Below are 15,710 nucleotides of genomic sequence, written 5' to 3'. Positions count from 1 at the left end.
GAATAATTATTATTTTATTAAGATTTATGGGTGTTAATTTGTTTCAGGCGTATTTTATACCTCGACATTTTTTGGGCCAGATAACTATCTTTCGGCTTGTTTACTGATTCATTAGAATGGAAATCATCCCTTATTTCAGTGATACCAGTTCGTTGTGCGCTGTAAATTCCAGCATGACCGCTAAAGAAGTAAGCCGTAAAACAAGCGACCGCAAAAAACAGGGCATACTCACTACCAAATAATTCAATTCCCATCATGGTACAGGCTAGCGGAGTATTCGTAGCTCCTGCAAAAACAGCAATAAAGCCAAGGGCCGCAAATAAACTGACCGGAGCATGCAGCAATCCTGAAAGTGTATTCCCCAGTGTTGCACCGATATAAAATAAAGGGGTAACCTCCCCCCCTTTAAATCCAGTTCCCAAAGTCAAAGTTGTATAAACTGTTTTCCAAAGCCAGCTCCAGGTATCAGCGCCACCCTGAATAAATGCAGAGGGAATAGTGATTGCTCCAGGGTATTCAGCATCCACCCCCAAACTTAGGTAATCAGGTTTACCGATCAGGTAAGTCAGGCCAATAAGCAGGAGGCCGCCCGCTATCGGAATAAACCAGCTTATAGTAAAAAATCTGGAAAAGACCCGTTTAACTCCGTGAACAGTAAAAGAGAACAAGTAACTGGCCAGCCCGAATGCAATTGATGCCACAATAACCTTACTCAGCAGGAAAAGATCAATGGGCAGATAATCAGATAAAAAGTAAGCGGTTTGAGGTAAAACTGCAATATGGTAGGCAGTGTGATGAATCTGCCAGGCAGAAACAGTAAGGTCTGCAATTATGCTGGCAATCAATGCCGGAAACAACGCATCATATTTAATTCTTCCCAAAGTCAGTACTTCCAAAGCAAAAATTGCCCCGGTAACCGGAGTTCCAAAGACTGCTCCGAATCCGGCAGCAATCCCGGCAGTTAAGACCATTTTGGTCTCCTGCTCATTCAGTTTAAACCATTTCCCGAAAACCGCAGCAATACTCCCTCCAATTTGTACTGCTGTACCTTCTCTTCCAGCTGAACCGCCAAAAAGATGGGTAATAATTGTTGTGGTTAAAATAACCGGGGCCATAGGCCAGGGCACACCACCGCCGGGTTTATGAATTTCATCCATAATCAGGTTATTTCCTCTTTCAGAAGATTTACCGGCAGACTGATAAATCAGATGGATCACAACGCCTGCTACCGGCAATAAAAACAGCAGCCATTTATGCTCAAATCGCAGCTGTATTACAGCAGAAAGTAACCAGAGAAAAAAAGCGACTACAGTACCAATAGTAATGGCAACAGGAAGAATTAAAAGTGTCCAGCGGATCAGATGGTTCAAAGTTTTCATATATACCTACAAATCGTTTATGCCAATGAACGGGATTGTTCATTAACTTAATTTTGCAGGCGCCATCAGCTTTTTAGGGCGGTTAAGTCGGAAGACACCATTTCCGTGAAACAAATATAAGAATGTCCTGAACAATTACAAATTAATCAGGACTAAAAAAGACCGGCCATACGGAGAGTGGCCGGTCTGTTATTCATCAATTGGGTGTGTAGTCTTATTTAGTAATCGTCATTTAAAGCGAAAACTGGTTTTCTAGTCATCCATTGACCTGCGGTAAAATCAGGAAAATCAATAGTTTCATTCCCTAATTCAATAGACTGTTCACTTAAAGGAGTAATTGCACTCCATGCTGCAGCATCATAAACGTCTAATGGTGTAGGTATTCCACGTTTAACAGATTCAATAAAGGCATGTAAAACAAAGAAATCCATTCCACCATGCCCCGCTCCTTTTGCATCATTACCGTATTTTTTCCAAAGTGGGTGATCATATTTTTCTAACCATTCTTTTGCACTGTCCCACTGGTGTGGCTTGCTTACGCCTTCAACATATACACTTTCGTTAATGTCCATCCATAAACCATTCGTTCCCTGTACGCGGAAACCTAATGAATAAGGTCTTGGAGAATTCGTATCGTGCTGAAGAATAATTGTCTCTCCATTTGCACAATCAATCGTTGTGGTGACAATATCACCCAGTCTGAAATTGACTTTTGCATTCGGGTGACTTTCTCCCCCTTTATCTACCACATATTTATGCAGACCTCTGGATTTTGTTGCAAATGAATTTAATTTAAGAAATTTATTTCCTCTGTTGATATTGATACATTGTGCAACCGGGCCAATACCATGTGTTGGATATAAATCTCCATTACGGTGTACGGAGTGATTTGTTCTCCACCTGGCTTCTGAGAACCCTTTTTCATTAAACTCAACGCCACCGCCATAAGGTTTGATTCCGTCGTTAAATTTCACTTCTCTCAAATCGTGCTGATAGCCACCTTGTAAGTGAATGATCTCGCCAAAAACACCTTGTCTCACCATATTTAAAACTGCAAGGACATCTCTTCTGTAACAAACATTCTCCAGCATCATTACCTGTGCATCATGTTTTTCAGCAGCATGCACAACATCCCAATGGTCTTGCAGGGTAATCCCCAGCATCACTTCGGTTGCTACATATTTTATACCTGTTTCCATAGATCCGATAATCATTGACTTATGCCATTCCCACGGCGTAGCAATTAACACGGATTTTAAATCCTTTAGCTGAAGCATTTTTTTCCAGGCATTGTTATCACCGGTGAAGATCTTAGGCATTGGCTTTCCGCTTTTGGTGATCATCGCTTTTGCCATATCCAGCATTCTTGAATCCACATCACAGATAGCAACTACATCAACGTCCTCCCTTTTTAAAAGTAAAGCAAGGTGATTTTGCCCGCGCAGACCGACACCTATCATTGCAATTTTAACTTTCTCTCCTGCATAGTTGGCAAAAAGTGATTTTTCCGGCAGGATCGTTAGTGCAGCAGCAGTAAGCGTTGTTGAGGTTACAAATTCTCGTCTGTTCATAATTTTTAGTTCAGATAATTGGTTAGCTATATTATTATTTCAATTGTGTGTGATCTTATTGACCAGGCTCTGCTTCGTTCAGTCCTTCGATACGCAGCAAATTAAAAGAAGGAGTGGATAGCCTCATCTCTCCCGCCCAGTCTCTAGTGGTATATTGCATTGATTTTAAAGTAGCAAGTGTAAGCCCGGCACTGTCCATAATTTTCAACCTGGCGAAGCTCATTCCAAATCCAAGGGGATTGACGGTTAAAACCAGTTGAATACCTGTCAACAGTTTATCCATCGTAATCAGCCTGGAATCAACCAGGTTATCTATGAAAAGATATCCATTCTTATTGATTCCTGTTTGAATAAAAGATCCCCGATCCTGCTGAATACCTAAATTTAAAATCTGTTCAGGATTTACTGCTTTCATAGGGTAATTTAAATCCAGGGTAATGGTAAAAGCATAGGCAGTAGAAAGCCCCAGTTTAAAATTGCCAGCTGCAGGTAAGTCTGTCCACTGCTTAAAGACTGGTATAGCCTGCTCAGTTTTTAAATGCGCCGGAGTTTCCAGAACCGGATCTGGTTCTGAAACAATAGGTTCATTTACTGAACTTCCTTTAAAAAGAAGGTTAAAGATTGCTCTCCTGTCCATTTTGGTTAGCTGGTTTAGTACTGGTTAAACCCGTTTGTTTAGGATTACAAGGTATAAATTTTCCTACCAAGCTATGAAGCGACAGTGCATAATTATCACGCAAACGTTTGCCTTAACAGAAACAGGAGGTTTGTGTACGCACATTACATTTTATAAAAATCGTTTTATAAGAAAACCGGAGCTAAAACTCAGACTTAAGCCCCCAAAAAAATATTTTTTCTTCAGCATTCCCCTCCCATAAAACAAATCAGGTAAAAATATAGCAGGTTTTGCCGTTTTTTTTGTTTTTGACTACCAGACGCATCAACAAAACGTATCAAACGTTTGCGTGGATTTAGGCTCTTTCAAATTCGGTACACACCCCTATTGCTTTATACCTTCAATCATTCCTTATGAAAAGCTATCGGAATTATCTTTTCAAAAGATTACTAACCAAGTCTTAACCTTCATCTTGCATGACAAAACTCTACAAACCGATTAATCCGGGTTTAAACCGGGTTTTTCCACCATCTGCGAAACTTAAGCAGTTTACGCTAAATCAATTAACTAAAACAATTACTATTTTAGCACTTACTTTAAGTTCGGCTATTGCGTCCGCTCAAACGCCGGTTACCGGAAAAGTTACAGATGAACAAGGGCTTCCAATGCCTGGTGTTTCCGTAAAAGTCAAAAAAACGACAAATGGTACAATTACCGATGGTAATGGTCAATTTGCATTAAAAGTTGCTGCCGGTATAACTTTAGAATTCACTTATATCGGTTACCAGCAACAAGAGGTTGCTGTAGCTGGAAAAAGTGTGATCAATGTAAGCCTTAAACCAGATGCAAAGCAGATGGATGAGGTTGTAGTAGTAGGTTATACCACCAAAAGCAAGTCACAAATTGTGAGTTCTGTTTCTACAGTATCTGCGAAACAGCTTTTAGATGTAACCAGTAATAGTGCCTCTTCTTTATTACAGGGAAAGGCAGCAGGTGTAGCGGTTTCCTCTTCTTCAGGGCAACCGGGAACAACACCTGGTATACGCATCAGAGGTACCGGTACTTTTAGTGCAAATATGGAGCCGCTTACGGTTGTAGATGGTGTAATTGGTGGTACTGCCAATCCAAGAGATATTGAATCAATTACCGTCTTAAAAGACGCTGGTGCAACAGGCTTGTATGGTTCACGGGCAGCGAATGGCGTCATTGTAATCACTACCAAACAAGGTAAAAGTGGTAAAACCAGTATAAATTACAGCGGATCTTATGGAATTAACAATGCATCCCAGGGTAATTTTCAATTGATGAATGGACAGCAATTGCTGGATTACAGTACCTATTTGTATACGAATGATTATAACGCAAAAAGAGCCAGCTTCATCAGGCAACTTCAGGCGACTACGCCTAACCCTACACCACAACAGATTAATGCTTACCTGACTTTAAAAGCACTTCCGTTAACCAATGCTGAATATTTATCAGGCTTTCTCCCTTCAGCTCCCGGAAATACAGACTGGAGAAAAGAGGATTTTAAACAAGCTTATACAAACAGTCAGAATATCAACCTATCGGGTGGTGACGAAAAGACTCACTTTTATGTAGGTGCTGATTATTATGATGAAAAAGGCACACTCGTAAATACAGGTTATAATAATATCAATTTCAGGGTTAACCTGGACCACAAAATTAATGACCGTTTCAAAATTACAACCCGGGTTAATGCAGGTTTCAGTAAAAGAACAGATGACCGCACAGGGGCACTTTACCAGGCTTATACCAATTTACCATGGGATAGCCCTTACCATGCCGATGGAAGCCCCCGATATATAGACAATGAGAGTCAATGGTATGGAAGAGATAAAACCAATTTCGTTTACCTGAATGATTATAATGTTGATAATGAGCGAGGTCAGACCCTGGCAGGAGATTTAAAATTAGAGTACAAGATCACCGGTTGGTTAAATTTCGCTACATCAAATAGATATACAACCACAAATACCAGAAGAGAAATTCTGAATGATGCCCGCACTCCTACTGGAAAAGCCAATTCAGGAGAGCTTAGAAATTTATACGATTATTCAAACAGCGTGCTTACTTCCAACTTATTTAATGCCTCACATAGTTTTGGAAAACACAATTTATCCGGAATAGCTGGTTTTGAATATCAGCAAAATTATGTGGACAATATTGATGGAACTGGTTATGGTATTCAACCCGGTTTAGAAATACTGAATTCAACTGCTACTGCCTATTTATTAAAAGGCGGAAAATCAAAAAGCCGTTTTATTTCGGAACTTTTCATGGGTGACTACAATTATGACAACCGATATTTCGGAACTGTTTCTATGCGTAATGACGGTTCTTCTAAATTCGGGGCAAATCACAAGTTTGGTCTATTTTATTCTGTTGCGGGCGGATGGCTGATCTCTAATGAAAAATTCTTTAAATCCAGTGTGATTACCAATCTGAAATTACGGGGTAGTTACGGAGTTACTGGTAATACTCCAACAGGAGACTATAGTTCATTACCATTATATAGTTTTGATGTACAGTATGCAAATATCCCTGGTGGTTACCCATCGGCAATTGCCAATCCTGATTTAACCTGGGAGACACCGACCACCATCAATGCCGGGATTAATATCGGTTTCTGGAACAGAATTGAATTAAACGTTGACGTATATCAGCGTACCAATAAGGATCTTATCATTGCAGTACCACTTTCTGCGGCCTCTGGTTTTTATAGTTATTTACAAAATATAGGCTCCGTACAGAATAAAGGAATTGATATTGAATTAAGTACTCAAAACTTTACGGGTGCTTTTAAATGGAATACCAGTTTTAATATTGGTTTTAACAAAAACAGGGTAACCAATCTCTACCTGGATCAGCCTGTGGCCAGATTTGCCAATCAGAATATTGCAGTGGGCCGTGATATGAATTCATGGTACACCAGAGAATGGGCAGGCGTAGATCCGGCTAATGGAGATCCGCTATGGTATATGACCAAAGCAGATGGTACAACAACTACAACTAACAATTATAATGCTGCTGAAAGAAGATATGCTGGAACTTCATCACCAAAATTCACGGGTGGTATGGGGAATGAGTTTACCTATAAGAATTTCAGCTTAAATACATTCTTCAATTTTGTATATGGCAGTAAGATTTATAATTCCAACCGGGAAGTATTCGATGCTGATGGCGCATACCCTCAATACAACAGTATGATCTTAAAGGATGGCTGGAACAGGTGGGAAAATCCAGGAGATGTTGCCACACATCCAAAAGCAGTGGTTAATGGTAACAAATTATCCAATAAACCTTCATCAAGATATTTAGAAGATGGTTCTTACCTCAGGTTAAGAAATATTACCCTTGGTTATAGCTTTTCTGATGCGATCACGAAAAGACTTAAAATTTCAAATCTGAGAGTTTATGCCAGTGCAGATAACCTGGTTACTTTCACCAAATTTTCAGGCATGGATCCTGAAGTTGCCGATTTAGATCCTTCTACTATATTCTCTACGCCAAATACAAGTGGGGTAAGCGGCACCAAATACCCGATTAGTAAAAAGATATTATTCGGTGTTAACATAGGCTTTTAAGTATAATTTAAAGATTACAAAAATGACTAACAGCTATAAAACAATCGTAGCTATGGCACTTATGGTGTCAGCTACAGCCTGTAAAAAAGACCTGACTCTTCCACCTTACAGTGGTATTGTCAATGAAACTGTGGTAAGTACCCTCGAAGGACTTCAATCTGCTACTATTGGAACTTACAATTACATCAAGGATCCTTATTATGTGCGTAATTACCACATATTTGCTGAGTATGCAAGTGATAACGTTTCCTTAAGCGGTACAACGACTGATCCATTATTTTATGCTTACAATTATCAGCATCAAAAAAATCAGGGCAATGCAGAGAACTTCTGGCGCAAAGGTTATCAGGCCATTTTCGGTACCAATGTGGTTATTGAAAAAGTAGTGGAAAGTGAAGATCCTGTAAGAAACCAGCTGCTTGGAGAAAACTATTTTTTAAGAGCAATGATTCACTTTGATCTGGTTAAGTTCTTCGGACGACCTTATACGGACAACAACGGTGAGTCTTTAGGTGTGATGCTTAAAACAAATACTGATGTAAAAGAATTACCCGCCAGATCCAGGGTAAAAGATGTTTATGCTTTAGTAGTGAGTGATTTATTAAAATCGATCAAACTAATGAACAGTACAAAAAACAATAATTTCGCTTCTAAAGAAGTGGCCATCGCATTATTGAGCAGAGTTTACCTGTATATGGGAGATTATAAAAATGCTTTTGATTATGCAGACCAGGTAATTAAAAGCGGGCGTTATTCTCTATTGCCATCTGCTGGGTATTCAAAATATTTTACGGGTGTTCCTGAAGGAAATCCCGAAACTATTTTTGCCATCAGACATGTACTTAAAGATGACCGGCTGGATGATGCTATTGGTTCTATGTACTGGGGCGGAGCTATTGGTTATGGAGAAATGTATGCTTCCCAATCTTACAGAGACTTAGTTCATAAATTCCCTGAAGATTTGCGCAATTCATTCGTCGTTCCGCAATATGAAAAAAATGCCGATGGAACTGTTAAGAAAGATGCACAGGGAAATCCGGTTCTTCAAAAAAGAAATGGCTATCCTAAATACTTCATTAATAAGTATTCATTTCAAGAAGGTTATGAAACGTTAAGCTCCCCTGTTGTTTTGAGGTTAGCGGAGATGTATTTAACAAGAGCAGAATGTGCTTTCCAGTTAGGAAGGCCAAATGATGCACTGGTGGATGTCAATTTAATCAGAAGCCGGGCCGGATTAAGTGGAAATGCTTTATTTTCTTCAGGTAATATGATGGGATATACCAATGTACTGGATGTAATACTGGATGAAAGAAGATTGGAATTCGCATTTGAATCTCAGCGTAAGTTTGATGTTTTCAGAAATAAAAGAACATTAAACAGAGATTATCCGGGCACGCACCTTGCTTCCGGACAAACTACACAGCAAATTCCTTATACAGATCCGCGTGTGATCTTTTTCATTCCTGAAAATGATATTGTTCTGAATCCGAACCTGGTTCAAAATCCTTAACCTCAACCCAGCAAAATTCAGTAAACTGCCTTAAGCGGGTCCTGAATAATTTATCATTTGATATTCAGCAATCAGCCCTGGCAATAATGGCCAGGGCTTTTTATTTAATCATTTTAATTACTTATATTAAAAGATAATTGCAACATTTGGAACAAATGTCAGATAAACCAACCACCATAAAAGAGATTGCAAAGCTTCTTGGCATTTCGGTTTCAACCGTGTCCAGAGCTTTAAATGACCATTCCAGCATAGGCTTAATCACTAAAATGCGGGTAAAAAAAATGGCCAAAGAACTTAATTATGAGCCTAATCAGAGAGCTATTCAATTTTTACAGGGTAAATCAAATACGATAGGCGTTATTTTACCAGAACTGGCTGAATCCTTTTTCTCTGCAGCAATCAGTGGAATTGAAGATATCGCTTATCAAAGAAATTATACTGTGCTGCTCGCTCAGTCACATGACGATGCAGACAGAGAGAAACTCCTGATCGAAAAGATGAAGATGCAGCGCGTTGACGGCCTGCTGATTTCAGTTTCTAAAACGACCAATACCTACGAACATTTTGAGGCTTTTAAAAAATCAAATATTCCCATCGTATTTTTCGACCGCATCCCTCCGGTAAAGAATATACATTTTGTAGCCTCTAACCTGGAATCTGGTACTTTTGAAGCCGTGAACTTTTTATTGAAGAAAGGTCACCGTACAATCGGTATGATTAACGGCCCTACTAACCTGGTAGCCAGCACAGAAAGAAAAAATGGGTATATCAAGGCAATGACTTCTCACCGGTTAAAATTTGATCCTTCTTTAATGGTCAGTTGCGATTTGACAGAGGCAGGAACGATTGAGTCTATGGATAACTTCCTGAATCATAAACGCAAGCCGACAGCAATTGTGACTTTCAATGATTATGTAGCTTTATTCGCGATCCGCTATGCACGTTCTTTAAACATACAGATCAATAAAGAGATCGACTTTGTAAGTTATGCAAATCTGCCACTGATCAATTATATGGACTTCACTCCGATTGCTTCTGTAGAGCAGTTTCCTTATAAACAGGGAAAAAAAGCCGCCGACATTTTACTGGATCTGATTAACAAACCAAAAAGTGATTCTGATACAGAACCTGCTTACTATAAAGTAGTTGTAGAGTCAGAGCTGATCATTGGCAAGGATAAATAAGTTTACACAAACGTTTGCACAACGATCTGATAGCGAAATTGATTAAGTTTGAGTTTACTAAAAAAATAAACCCGCTTAATTTATGCTTGATCAAATTTTACCGTTGTACGGAATGGAGACTGCTGGAAATAACGTACAATTATTTGGAGATGGCCTGATCAATCGTACCTGGAAAATAACCACACCAACCAACGGATATATATTACAGCAGGTTAATCAATCTGTCTTTAAAAAGCCTCACGATATAGACCGGAATATAGTTGCACTGAAGTCTTATTTAAGTAAAACACATCCTGAATATCTTTTTGTTTCTGCACTTCCCGGGTTATCCGGTGATTCGTTAATGGAAACACCAGAAGGATATTTCAGGTTATTTCCTTTTGTAGAGAATTCTCATTCGCTGAATGTATTGAATAAAAAAGAAGAAGCTTATGAAGGCGCAAAGCAATTCGGAAGGTTCTCCAGGTTACTGAATGATTTTGACGTCAAAAAATTGCACATTACCCTGCCTGATTTCCATAACCTGACCTTACGTTTCGATCAGTTTACTGCTGCAGTAACACAGGCTTCTGGTCAGCGGAAAGAAAAGTCTGAAGACTTAATTTCTTTCCTCAAGAAACATGCGGATATTGTGACTACTTATAAAAAGATAGTAGATGACAAAGAGATCCCGCAGCGGGTGATTCATCATGATACCAAAATTAATAATGTTCTTTTTGACCAGGAAAATAAAGGGATTTGCGTCATCGATCTGGATACGGTAATGCCGGGCTACTTCATAAGTGATGTGGGTGATATGATGAGAACTTATTTATCTTCTGCGAATGAAGAAGAAACAGATCTGACTAAAATCAATGTCAGGAAAGATTTCTTTAAAGCCATATATGATGGGTATATGGAAGAGATGGGCGATGTATTAACTGCAACAGAGAAAAGCTATTTCACTTATGCCGGAAAGTTTTTGATCTATATGCAGGCTATCCGCTTCCTGACAGATTACCTTCAAAATGATATTTATTATGGGGAGAAGTATGAAGGCCATAATCTGGAACGGGCTAAAAATCAGGTCACTTTATTGGAAAGATACTTGGAACTGGAACCTGAGCTGGAAGAAATTAAAGGATTGTAATCTTATCATTTGCCCTATTAGCCATGTGGATTATAGAAGGGTTTAACTATCAAAAAACGAGGGAATAATGATAAGCAACGATCAGACTATCTCATTTTTGTAAGCCCATTCAGGATTTCTCCTTCCTGTTCTGCAGTATGATTTCCCCAATTTGTAATTGCCTCCAAAACAGGTAATAACGTTTTACCAAAATCTGTGAGACTATACACAACTTTTATAGGAGGTTTTTCACCATAAACTTTCCGTGACACCAAGCTATCTTGCTCTAGTTGCTTTAGTTGTAAACTCAAAGTCATTTCGGTAATTGCAGGCATCTCCTTGCGGAGTTCGTTATATCTTTTTTCATCGTCTTTCAAGTGGTAAAGAATAACTGCTTTCCATTTCCCGCCAATCAAATCCATCGTAAGACTTACTGTGCATGGGTATATCTTACCCTTGAGTTTTATATAATTGCCAAGACATTCAGTTTTCATTGGATACATTTTTAACCTATCTGTTTTGATAGTTATTGCAAACTTAGCTCACTATCTATAGTTTTGCAACTAAAATTATTATAGTATGGCATTAATCATATTGGCACACCCGGATTTCGGTAAGAGTGTGGCGAACAAAGCTATTATTGAAGCGCTTCAAAACAGCAACTTAAATACCGAAATAAGGAATATTTGCAACCTATACCCTGATTACAAAATTGATGTGAAAGCAGAGCAAGATGCTCTTTTAAGACATCAGACAATTATTTTTCAATATCCAATTTATTGGTATAATATGCCAGCCATATTGAAACTTTGGTTTGACACCGTATTTGAATACCAGTTCGCTTATGGCTCAAAAGGCGACAAATTAAAAGATAAAACGTTCGTACCTAGTTTTACCGTTGGGGCGCCTGAAAGTGAATATACCACATTGGGCAGTCATCATTTCCGGGTATTAGAGTTTTGTAAAAATCTTGAACAAACAGCTTATTATGCACAAATGATTAATTGCTTTTGACTAGATACTCCAGGTGGCCACAGAAGCTAGCGTTGCCATACGCGGAAAAACTTTGTTGATGAGTACTTCTTGCACCTCTTCGTCTGCATTACCACAGCAGTCTGATAAGATAGTTAGCTGATAATCTTTATCTGCAGCTTCACAATACGTAGAAAGCAATACGCCGCTCGTAGCGTAACCGGTGAGCACCAGATGCTTTATGTCCTGTGACCTCAATATAACTTCCAGATCGCTTCCCGTAAATGCACTAAATCTTCGCTTGGTAACAATTAAATCATCAGGAAGCAGTTTCAAAGCCGGGTCAATTTTCATAAAGGCCTCCATATCTATTTGGGCAAACGGGTTACTGCCATCTTTACTGGCTTTTCTTTCAGGTGCACCTGGCCGGAATCCTACGACCACATAAATTACCTTGATATTATTTTTCCGGGCTGATGCAATGGCTTTAGCCACATTGGAAGTAAGCTGGGCTGCATCCGGATAAGAGCTAAGGATGCCAGCTTGCATATCCATTACTAAAAGTGCGGTGTTTTGTTTTTCTTGTTTCATATACTTTGTTTATTATTTGCTTATCGATTGGTGATACATCTTGTCCTTTTTTGTAAGATATTTAAAAAAGCCTGCAACTATAACTAATGCGAGGACACCTGGTAAAAAACGGTATGTTGCGCGCCGATCTTTTGTGCAATTACGCCAACCAGCATACTCCCTAACGGCAGCATCCCGAAGTAGGCCATCAGAAAAATGCTAACCACCCTTCCCCGCATTTCACTACTGGCTTGTCCCTGGACTATGGTATTGCTGATTGTCGTCTGGGAAGTCATACCAAACGAGCCAATAGTCGCGAAGAGTATGGCCAGTATAAAACTATTCGACAAAGAAAAAAGTATCATGCAGATACCCATGACAACTGTATTAAAAAGCAGGACCTTTTTAAGGTTGGTTCCCGGCTTTAATGAGGCAAGGAACATCAGCCCGGTAATAGCCCCTAAACCAATGAAGCTGTTTAAATAGCCAAACGTTGCAGCATCTCCTTTGTAAACCACTTTGGCAAATATGGGCAGCAAAGTATTATAAGGTAATACCAGCAAACTCACAAGCGCAAGCATTAATATAGACAAGCTGATGTCAGGAGTCTTTCGCAGATAGCGAAAACCTTCCAGCAGATCAGCACTCATTTTCTTTTTTGCAGTTGCAGGAAGGTAAGCCGGCCACCTGATCATTATTATGGAGAGCAGCACAGCAGCGAAACTTATAGCATTTAACAGGAAACAAAAACTGGCTCCAAATTTCAACAACACTAAGCCTGCTATAGCCGGCCCGATAAGCCTTGAAAAATCATTAATAGAGGAGCTGAGTGCTAATGCATTTGGAAGATCATCTTTCGAATCAATAATATCATTGATCATGGATTGCCTGGCGGGCGAATCAAAGGCATTGATAATGCCCAATAACGAGCTCAAGATAAGAATCCCCCATACGTTATATTGCTTGTTAAGGACTAAAAACACCAATAAAACTGCCTGTACCATAGAGGCTGTCTGCGTGATCAGTAAAATCCTCTTCTTGCTGTACCTATCGGAAAGCACCCCTCCGAACAAAGAAAAAAAGAAAGATGGGAATTGCGAGGCAAAAGCCGAGACGCCCAGCATCAGGCTGGAATGGGTCATCGTAAAAATTAGCCAGCTTACCGAAGTTCGTTGCATCCAGGTTCCTATCTGTGAAACTAACCTGCCTGCAAAATATAAACGGAAATTATGGCTTCGGAATGCACTAAAAGTATTTGTAAGGAATGCTGAAGGTTTTTTGGCCGTCTGAATTTTCATACAGCAAAGTTCCGGGAAATAGTTAGGAAGTACCTGTGACCGAAATCACAATCGGTTATAGGTTATTCATTCCGGCCCCGGATCCGGCTTAGCGTTTCACGGGCTACACCCAGGTAAGATGCAATCTCCAGAATATTTATATTTTATTTGGCCAATTGAACATATTTCGTACTTTTGTCCAAAATGAAGTTAACTAAAGAAGAACAGATCAAGGAAGAAATTATCAATGCCGCCATCGGTGTTTTTGAAAGCTATGGCTTTACCCGGGTCTCTATGCAGGATATTTCGAAAGCTGGTAAAAAAGGACGCACCACTTTGTATTATTATTTCGGTAATAAAACAGAAGTTTTTGATGCGGTAGTAGAAAAACTATGCCTGCAGATATTTGATACCTGCCTGGCGGTAATTGATCCAAATGCGTCAATGTCTACCAATTTGGAAAAATTTTACACTAAAAAATTACAGGAGATTAAATCTCTTACCAAAAAATATCATTTGGTGTTAGAAGATTTAAAACAACAACCAGAGCTTGCCGCCGCTAAAACCAGGGTTTTGTTGGAGGAAGAAGGCAGTGTAATCTATAAAATGATCAGGTGGGCAATTGAGAAGGAAGAAATTGCCGAACTCAATGAGGCTGATAGCCGTTTTCTTGCCGAAACAATTGTAACTGCGTTCAAAAGCTTTGAGCAGGAAATTATCTTGTTCAACCGGTTTCCCGATATGGAAGCTAAACTGTCCTGGATTTCACAGATTTTTTGCAAGGGACTGAAATAATTTTTTTTGATTAAAAATAGACAAAAGTATACAAAGTGTTCAAATGATTAAAATATGAGACCTATATTATCAATTCTTACAGCAGCTGGAGCAACGCTACTTTTCACCGGATGTTCCGGGCATAAAGAGTCCAGCAAAATACCTGACACGATTAATGTTAAAACGATTAATTTAAGCAGGCAACAGGGAGGATCTTCCGATCAGATTATTTATAGCGGAACTTTGCAAGCCGACAAAATGATCGATTTAAGTTTTCAGGTTTCCGGTACCATTAATTCATTTCCGGTAAAAGCCGGGGATTATGTAAAACAAGGTCAGTTAGTAGCCACCGTAGATGAAACAACTTACCGTAATCAATATAACGCACAATTAGCTCAGGTTAAACTGGCTGAAGAAAACTACAAACGTATTCTTTCTGTATTTCAGAAAGGCAGCATAGCAGAAATTAAAATGCTGGAGGCCAAATCAAATCTTGACCAGGCGGCATCTGCTGCACGGGCGACTTATCAAAATATTGCCCACACCAGGTTATATGCACCTCAGAACGGATATGCCAGCGACAAAAAAACAGAAGCCGGGGCAACAGCCAGTCCAGGAGTACCTGTGCTGCAGTTACTGGATACCCGTTCAGTCAATGTTTTAGTAGCTGTTCCTGAGAATGAAATTAATCGTTATCAGCCAGGTGATCCTGCTTCCGTCACTATCGACGCTCTGGCGAACACACCTATAGAAGGGCGTATTACTGAAGTGGGTGTACTGGCACTTAACAACAGTGCCAACTATACAGTTAAAGTAAAATTAGCCAATCCCGGTCAGGCGCTAAAGCCAGGTATGCTTTGCAAGGTCGTATTCAGTACTTCGAAATCCAAATCATTATCCGCTAAAGCAGCTGAACAGCAACTGGTCATCCCTGCCCAGGCCGTACAAGTGGATGAACATGGCCGTAGTTATGTATATACCGTTAACCCACAACACAAGGCGCAACGGAAACAGGTTCAAACCGGGGCACTCTATAATAACGGTTTGGCGATCACCGGCGGTTTAAGTGGTAATGAACAGCTGATTACTTCCGGTTACCAAAAGCTGGCAGATCAGTCTCCAGTTAAAATTATCCAATAAA

14 protein-coding genes and 1 riboswitch are annotated in these 15,710 nt (G+C 39.6%); of the genes, 7 read left to right on the top strand and 7 right to left on the bottom strand.

Annotated features, from left to right (window positions below; translation table 11 throughout):
* Positions 1 to 17: 17 nt before the first annotated feature.
* The 3 genes from AB3G38_RS24190 to AB3G38_RS24180 form a co-directional block, all read right to left on the bottom strand.
* Positions 18 to 1,379, bottom strand: coding sequence for a voltage-gated chloride channel family protein (locus AB3G38_RS24190; protein WP_367866260.1), 1,362 nt, complete (start codon positions 1,377 to 1,379; stop codon positions 18 to 20).
* 49 nt (positions 1,380 to 1,428) lie between these two features.
* A riboswitch (Fluoride riboswitch) is annotated at positions 1,429 to 1,493 on the bottom strand.
* A gap of 104 nt (positions 1,494 to 1,597) precedes the next feature.
* A complete protein-coding gene (locus AB3G38_RS24185; RefSeq protein WP_367866259.1) occupies positions 1,598 to 2,950 on the bottom strand; it encodes a Gfo/Idh/MocA family protein in 1,353 nt (450 codons plus the stop codon).
* 55 nt (positions 2,951 to 3,005) lie between these two features.
* Positions 3,006 to 3,587: a hypothetical protein gene (locus AB3G38_RS24180; RefSeq protein ID WP_367866258.1), complete on the bottom strand. Its 582-nt coding sequence runs from the start codon at positions 3,585 to 3,587 to the stop codon at positions 3,006 to 3,008.
* A 455-nt stretch (positions 3,588 to 4,042) separates the two neighbouring features.
* Between AB3G38_RS24180 and AB3G38_RS24175 the strand changes: the two genes are divergently transcribed.
* From AB3G38_RS24175 to AB3G38_RS24160, 4 genes are all read left to right on the top strand, one after another.
* The gene (locus AB3G38_RS24175) at positions 4,043 to 7,174 is read left to right on the top strand and encodes a SusC/RagA family TonB-linked outer membrane protein (RefSeq protein WP_367866257.1); all 3,132 of its coding nucleotides are present in this window, start codon (positions 4,043 to 4,045) and stop codon (positions 7,172 to 7,174) included.
* Between the two features lie 22 nt (positions 7,175 to 7,196).
* A complete protein-coding gene (locus AB3G38_RS24170) occupies positions 7,197 to 8,684 on the top strand; it encodes a RagB/SusD family nutrient uptake outer membrane protein (RefSeq protein WP_367866256.1) in 1,488 nt (495 codons plus the stop codon).
* A gap of 155 nt (positions 8,685 to 8,839) precedes the next feature.
* Positions 8,840 to 9,868: a LacI family DNA-binding transcriptional regulator gene (locus AB3G38_RS24165; protein ID WP_367866255.1), complete on the top strand. Its 1,029-nt coding sequence runs from the start codon at positions 8,840 to 8,842 to the stop codon at positions 9,866 to 9,868.
* Between the two features lie 82 nt (positions 9,869 to 9,950).
* A complete protein-coding gene (locus AB3G38_RS24160) occupies positions 9,951 to 10,997 on the top strand; it encodes a phosphotransferase enzyme family protein (RefSeq protein ID WP_367866254.1) in 1,047 nt (348 codons plus the stop codon).
* An 86-nt stretch (positions 10,998 to 11,083) separates the two neighbouring features.
* On the opposite strand, the gene AB3G38_RS24155 is transcribed toward AB3G38_RS24160, so the two are convergent.
* Positions 11,084 to 11,398, bottom strand: coding sequence for a winged helix-turn-helix transcriptional regulator (locus AB3G38_RS24155; protein ID WP_367868787.1), 315 nt, complete (start codon positions 11,396 to 11,398; stop codon positions 11,084 to 11,086).
* 157 nt (positions 11,399 to 11,555) lie between these two features.
* On the opposite strand from AB3G38_RS24155, the gene AB3G38_RS24150 reads away from it, so the two are divergent.
* Entirely contained in the window at positions 11,556 to 11,990 is a 435-nt protein-coding gene (locus AB3G38_RS24150; RefSeq protein ID WP_367866253.1) for an NAD(P)H-dependent oxidoreductase, read from the top strand.
* Here AB3G38_RS24150 and AB3G38_RS24145 read toward each other — a convergent pair whose 3' ends face one another.
* From AB3G38_RS24145 to AB3G38_RS24135, 3 genes are all read right to left on the bottom strand, one after another.
* Positions 11,991 to 12,539 carry a cysteine hydrolase family protein gene (locus tag AB3G38_RS24145; protein WP_367866252.1) on the bottom strand — a complete coding sequence of 183 codons (549 nt, stop codon included), beginning with the start codon at positions 12,537 to 12,539 and terminating at the stop codon, positions 11,991 to 11,993.
* 83 nt (positions 12,540 to 12,622) lie between these two features.
* Entirely contained in the window at positions 12,623 to 13,816 is a 1,194-nt protein-coding gene (locus AB3G38_RS24140; protein WP_367866251.1) for an MFS transporter, read from the bottom strand.
* Between the two features lie 62 nt (positions 13,817 to 13,878).
* Complete coding sequence (locus AB3G38_RS24135; RefSeq protein ID WP_367868786.1) at positions 13,879 to 13,929, bottom strand: hypothetical protein; 51 nt, start codon at positions 13,927 to 13,929, stop codon at positions 13,879 to 13,881.
* Positions 13,930 to 13,999: 70 nt separating this feature from the next.
* On the opposite strand from AB3G38_RS24135, the gene AB3G38_RS24130 reads away from it, so the two are divergent.
* Positions 14,000 to 14,590 (top strand): TetR/AcrR family transcriptional regulator, encoded by a 591-nt coding sequence (locus tag AB3G38_RS24130; protein ID WP_367866250.1) that lies wholly within the window; start codon positions 14,000 to 14,002, stop codon positions 14,588 to 14,590.
* 54 nt (positions 14,591 to 14,644) lie between these two features.
* Positions 14,645 to 15,709, top strand: coding sequence for an efflux RND transporter periplasmic adaptor subunit (locus AB3G38_RS24125; RefSeq protein ID WP_367866249.1), 1,065 nt, complete (start codon positions 14,645 to 14,647; stop codon positions 15,707 to 15,709).
* Position 15,710: the final 1 nt, after the last annotated feature.

It is taken from the genome of Pedobacter sp. WC2423, from assembly GCF_040822065.1.
In the GTDB taxonomy this organism is placed as follows: Bacteria; Bacteroidota; Bacteroidia; order Sphingobacteriales; family Sphingobacteriaceae; genus Pedobacter.
Note: the sequence above shows the minus strand (reverse complement) of the source record. Positions and strands in the feature narration are given on the sequence as shown.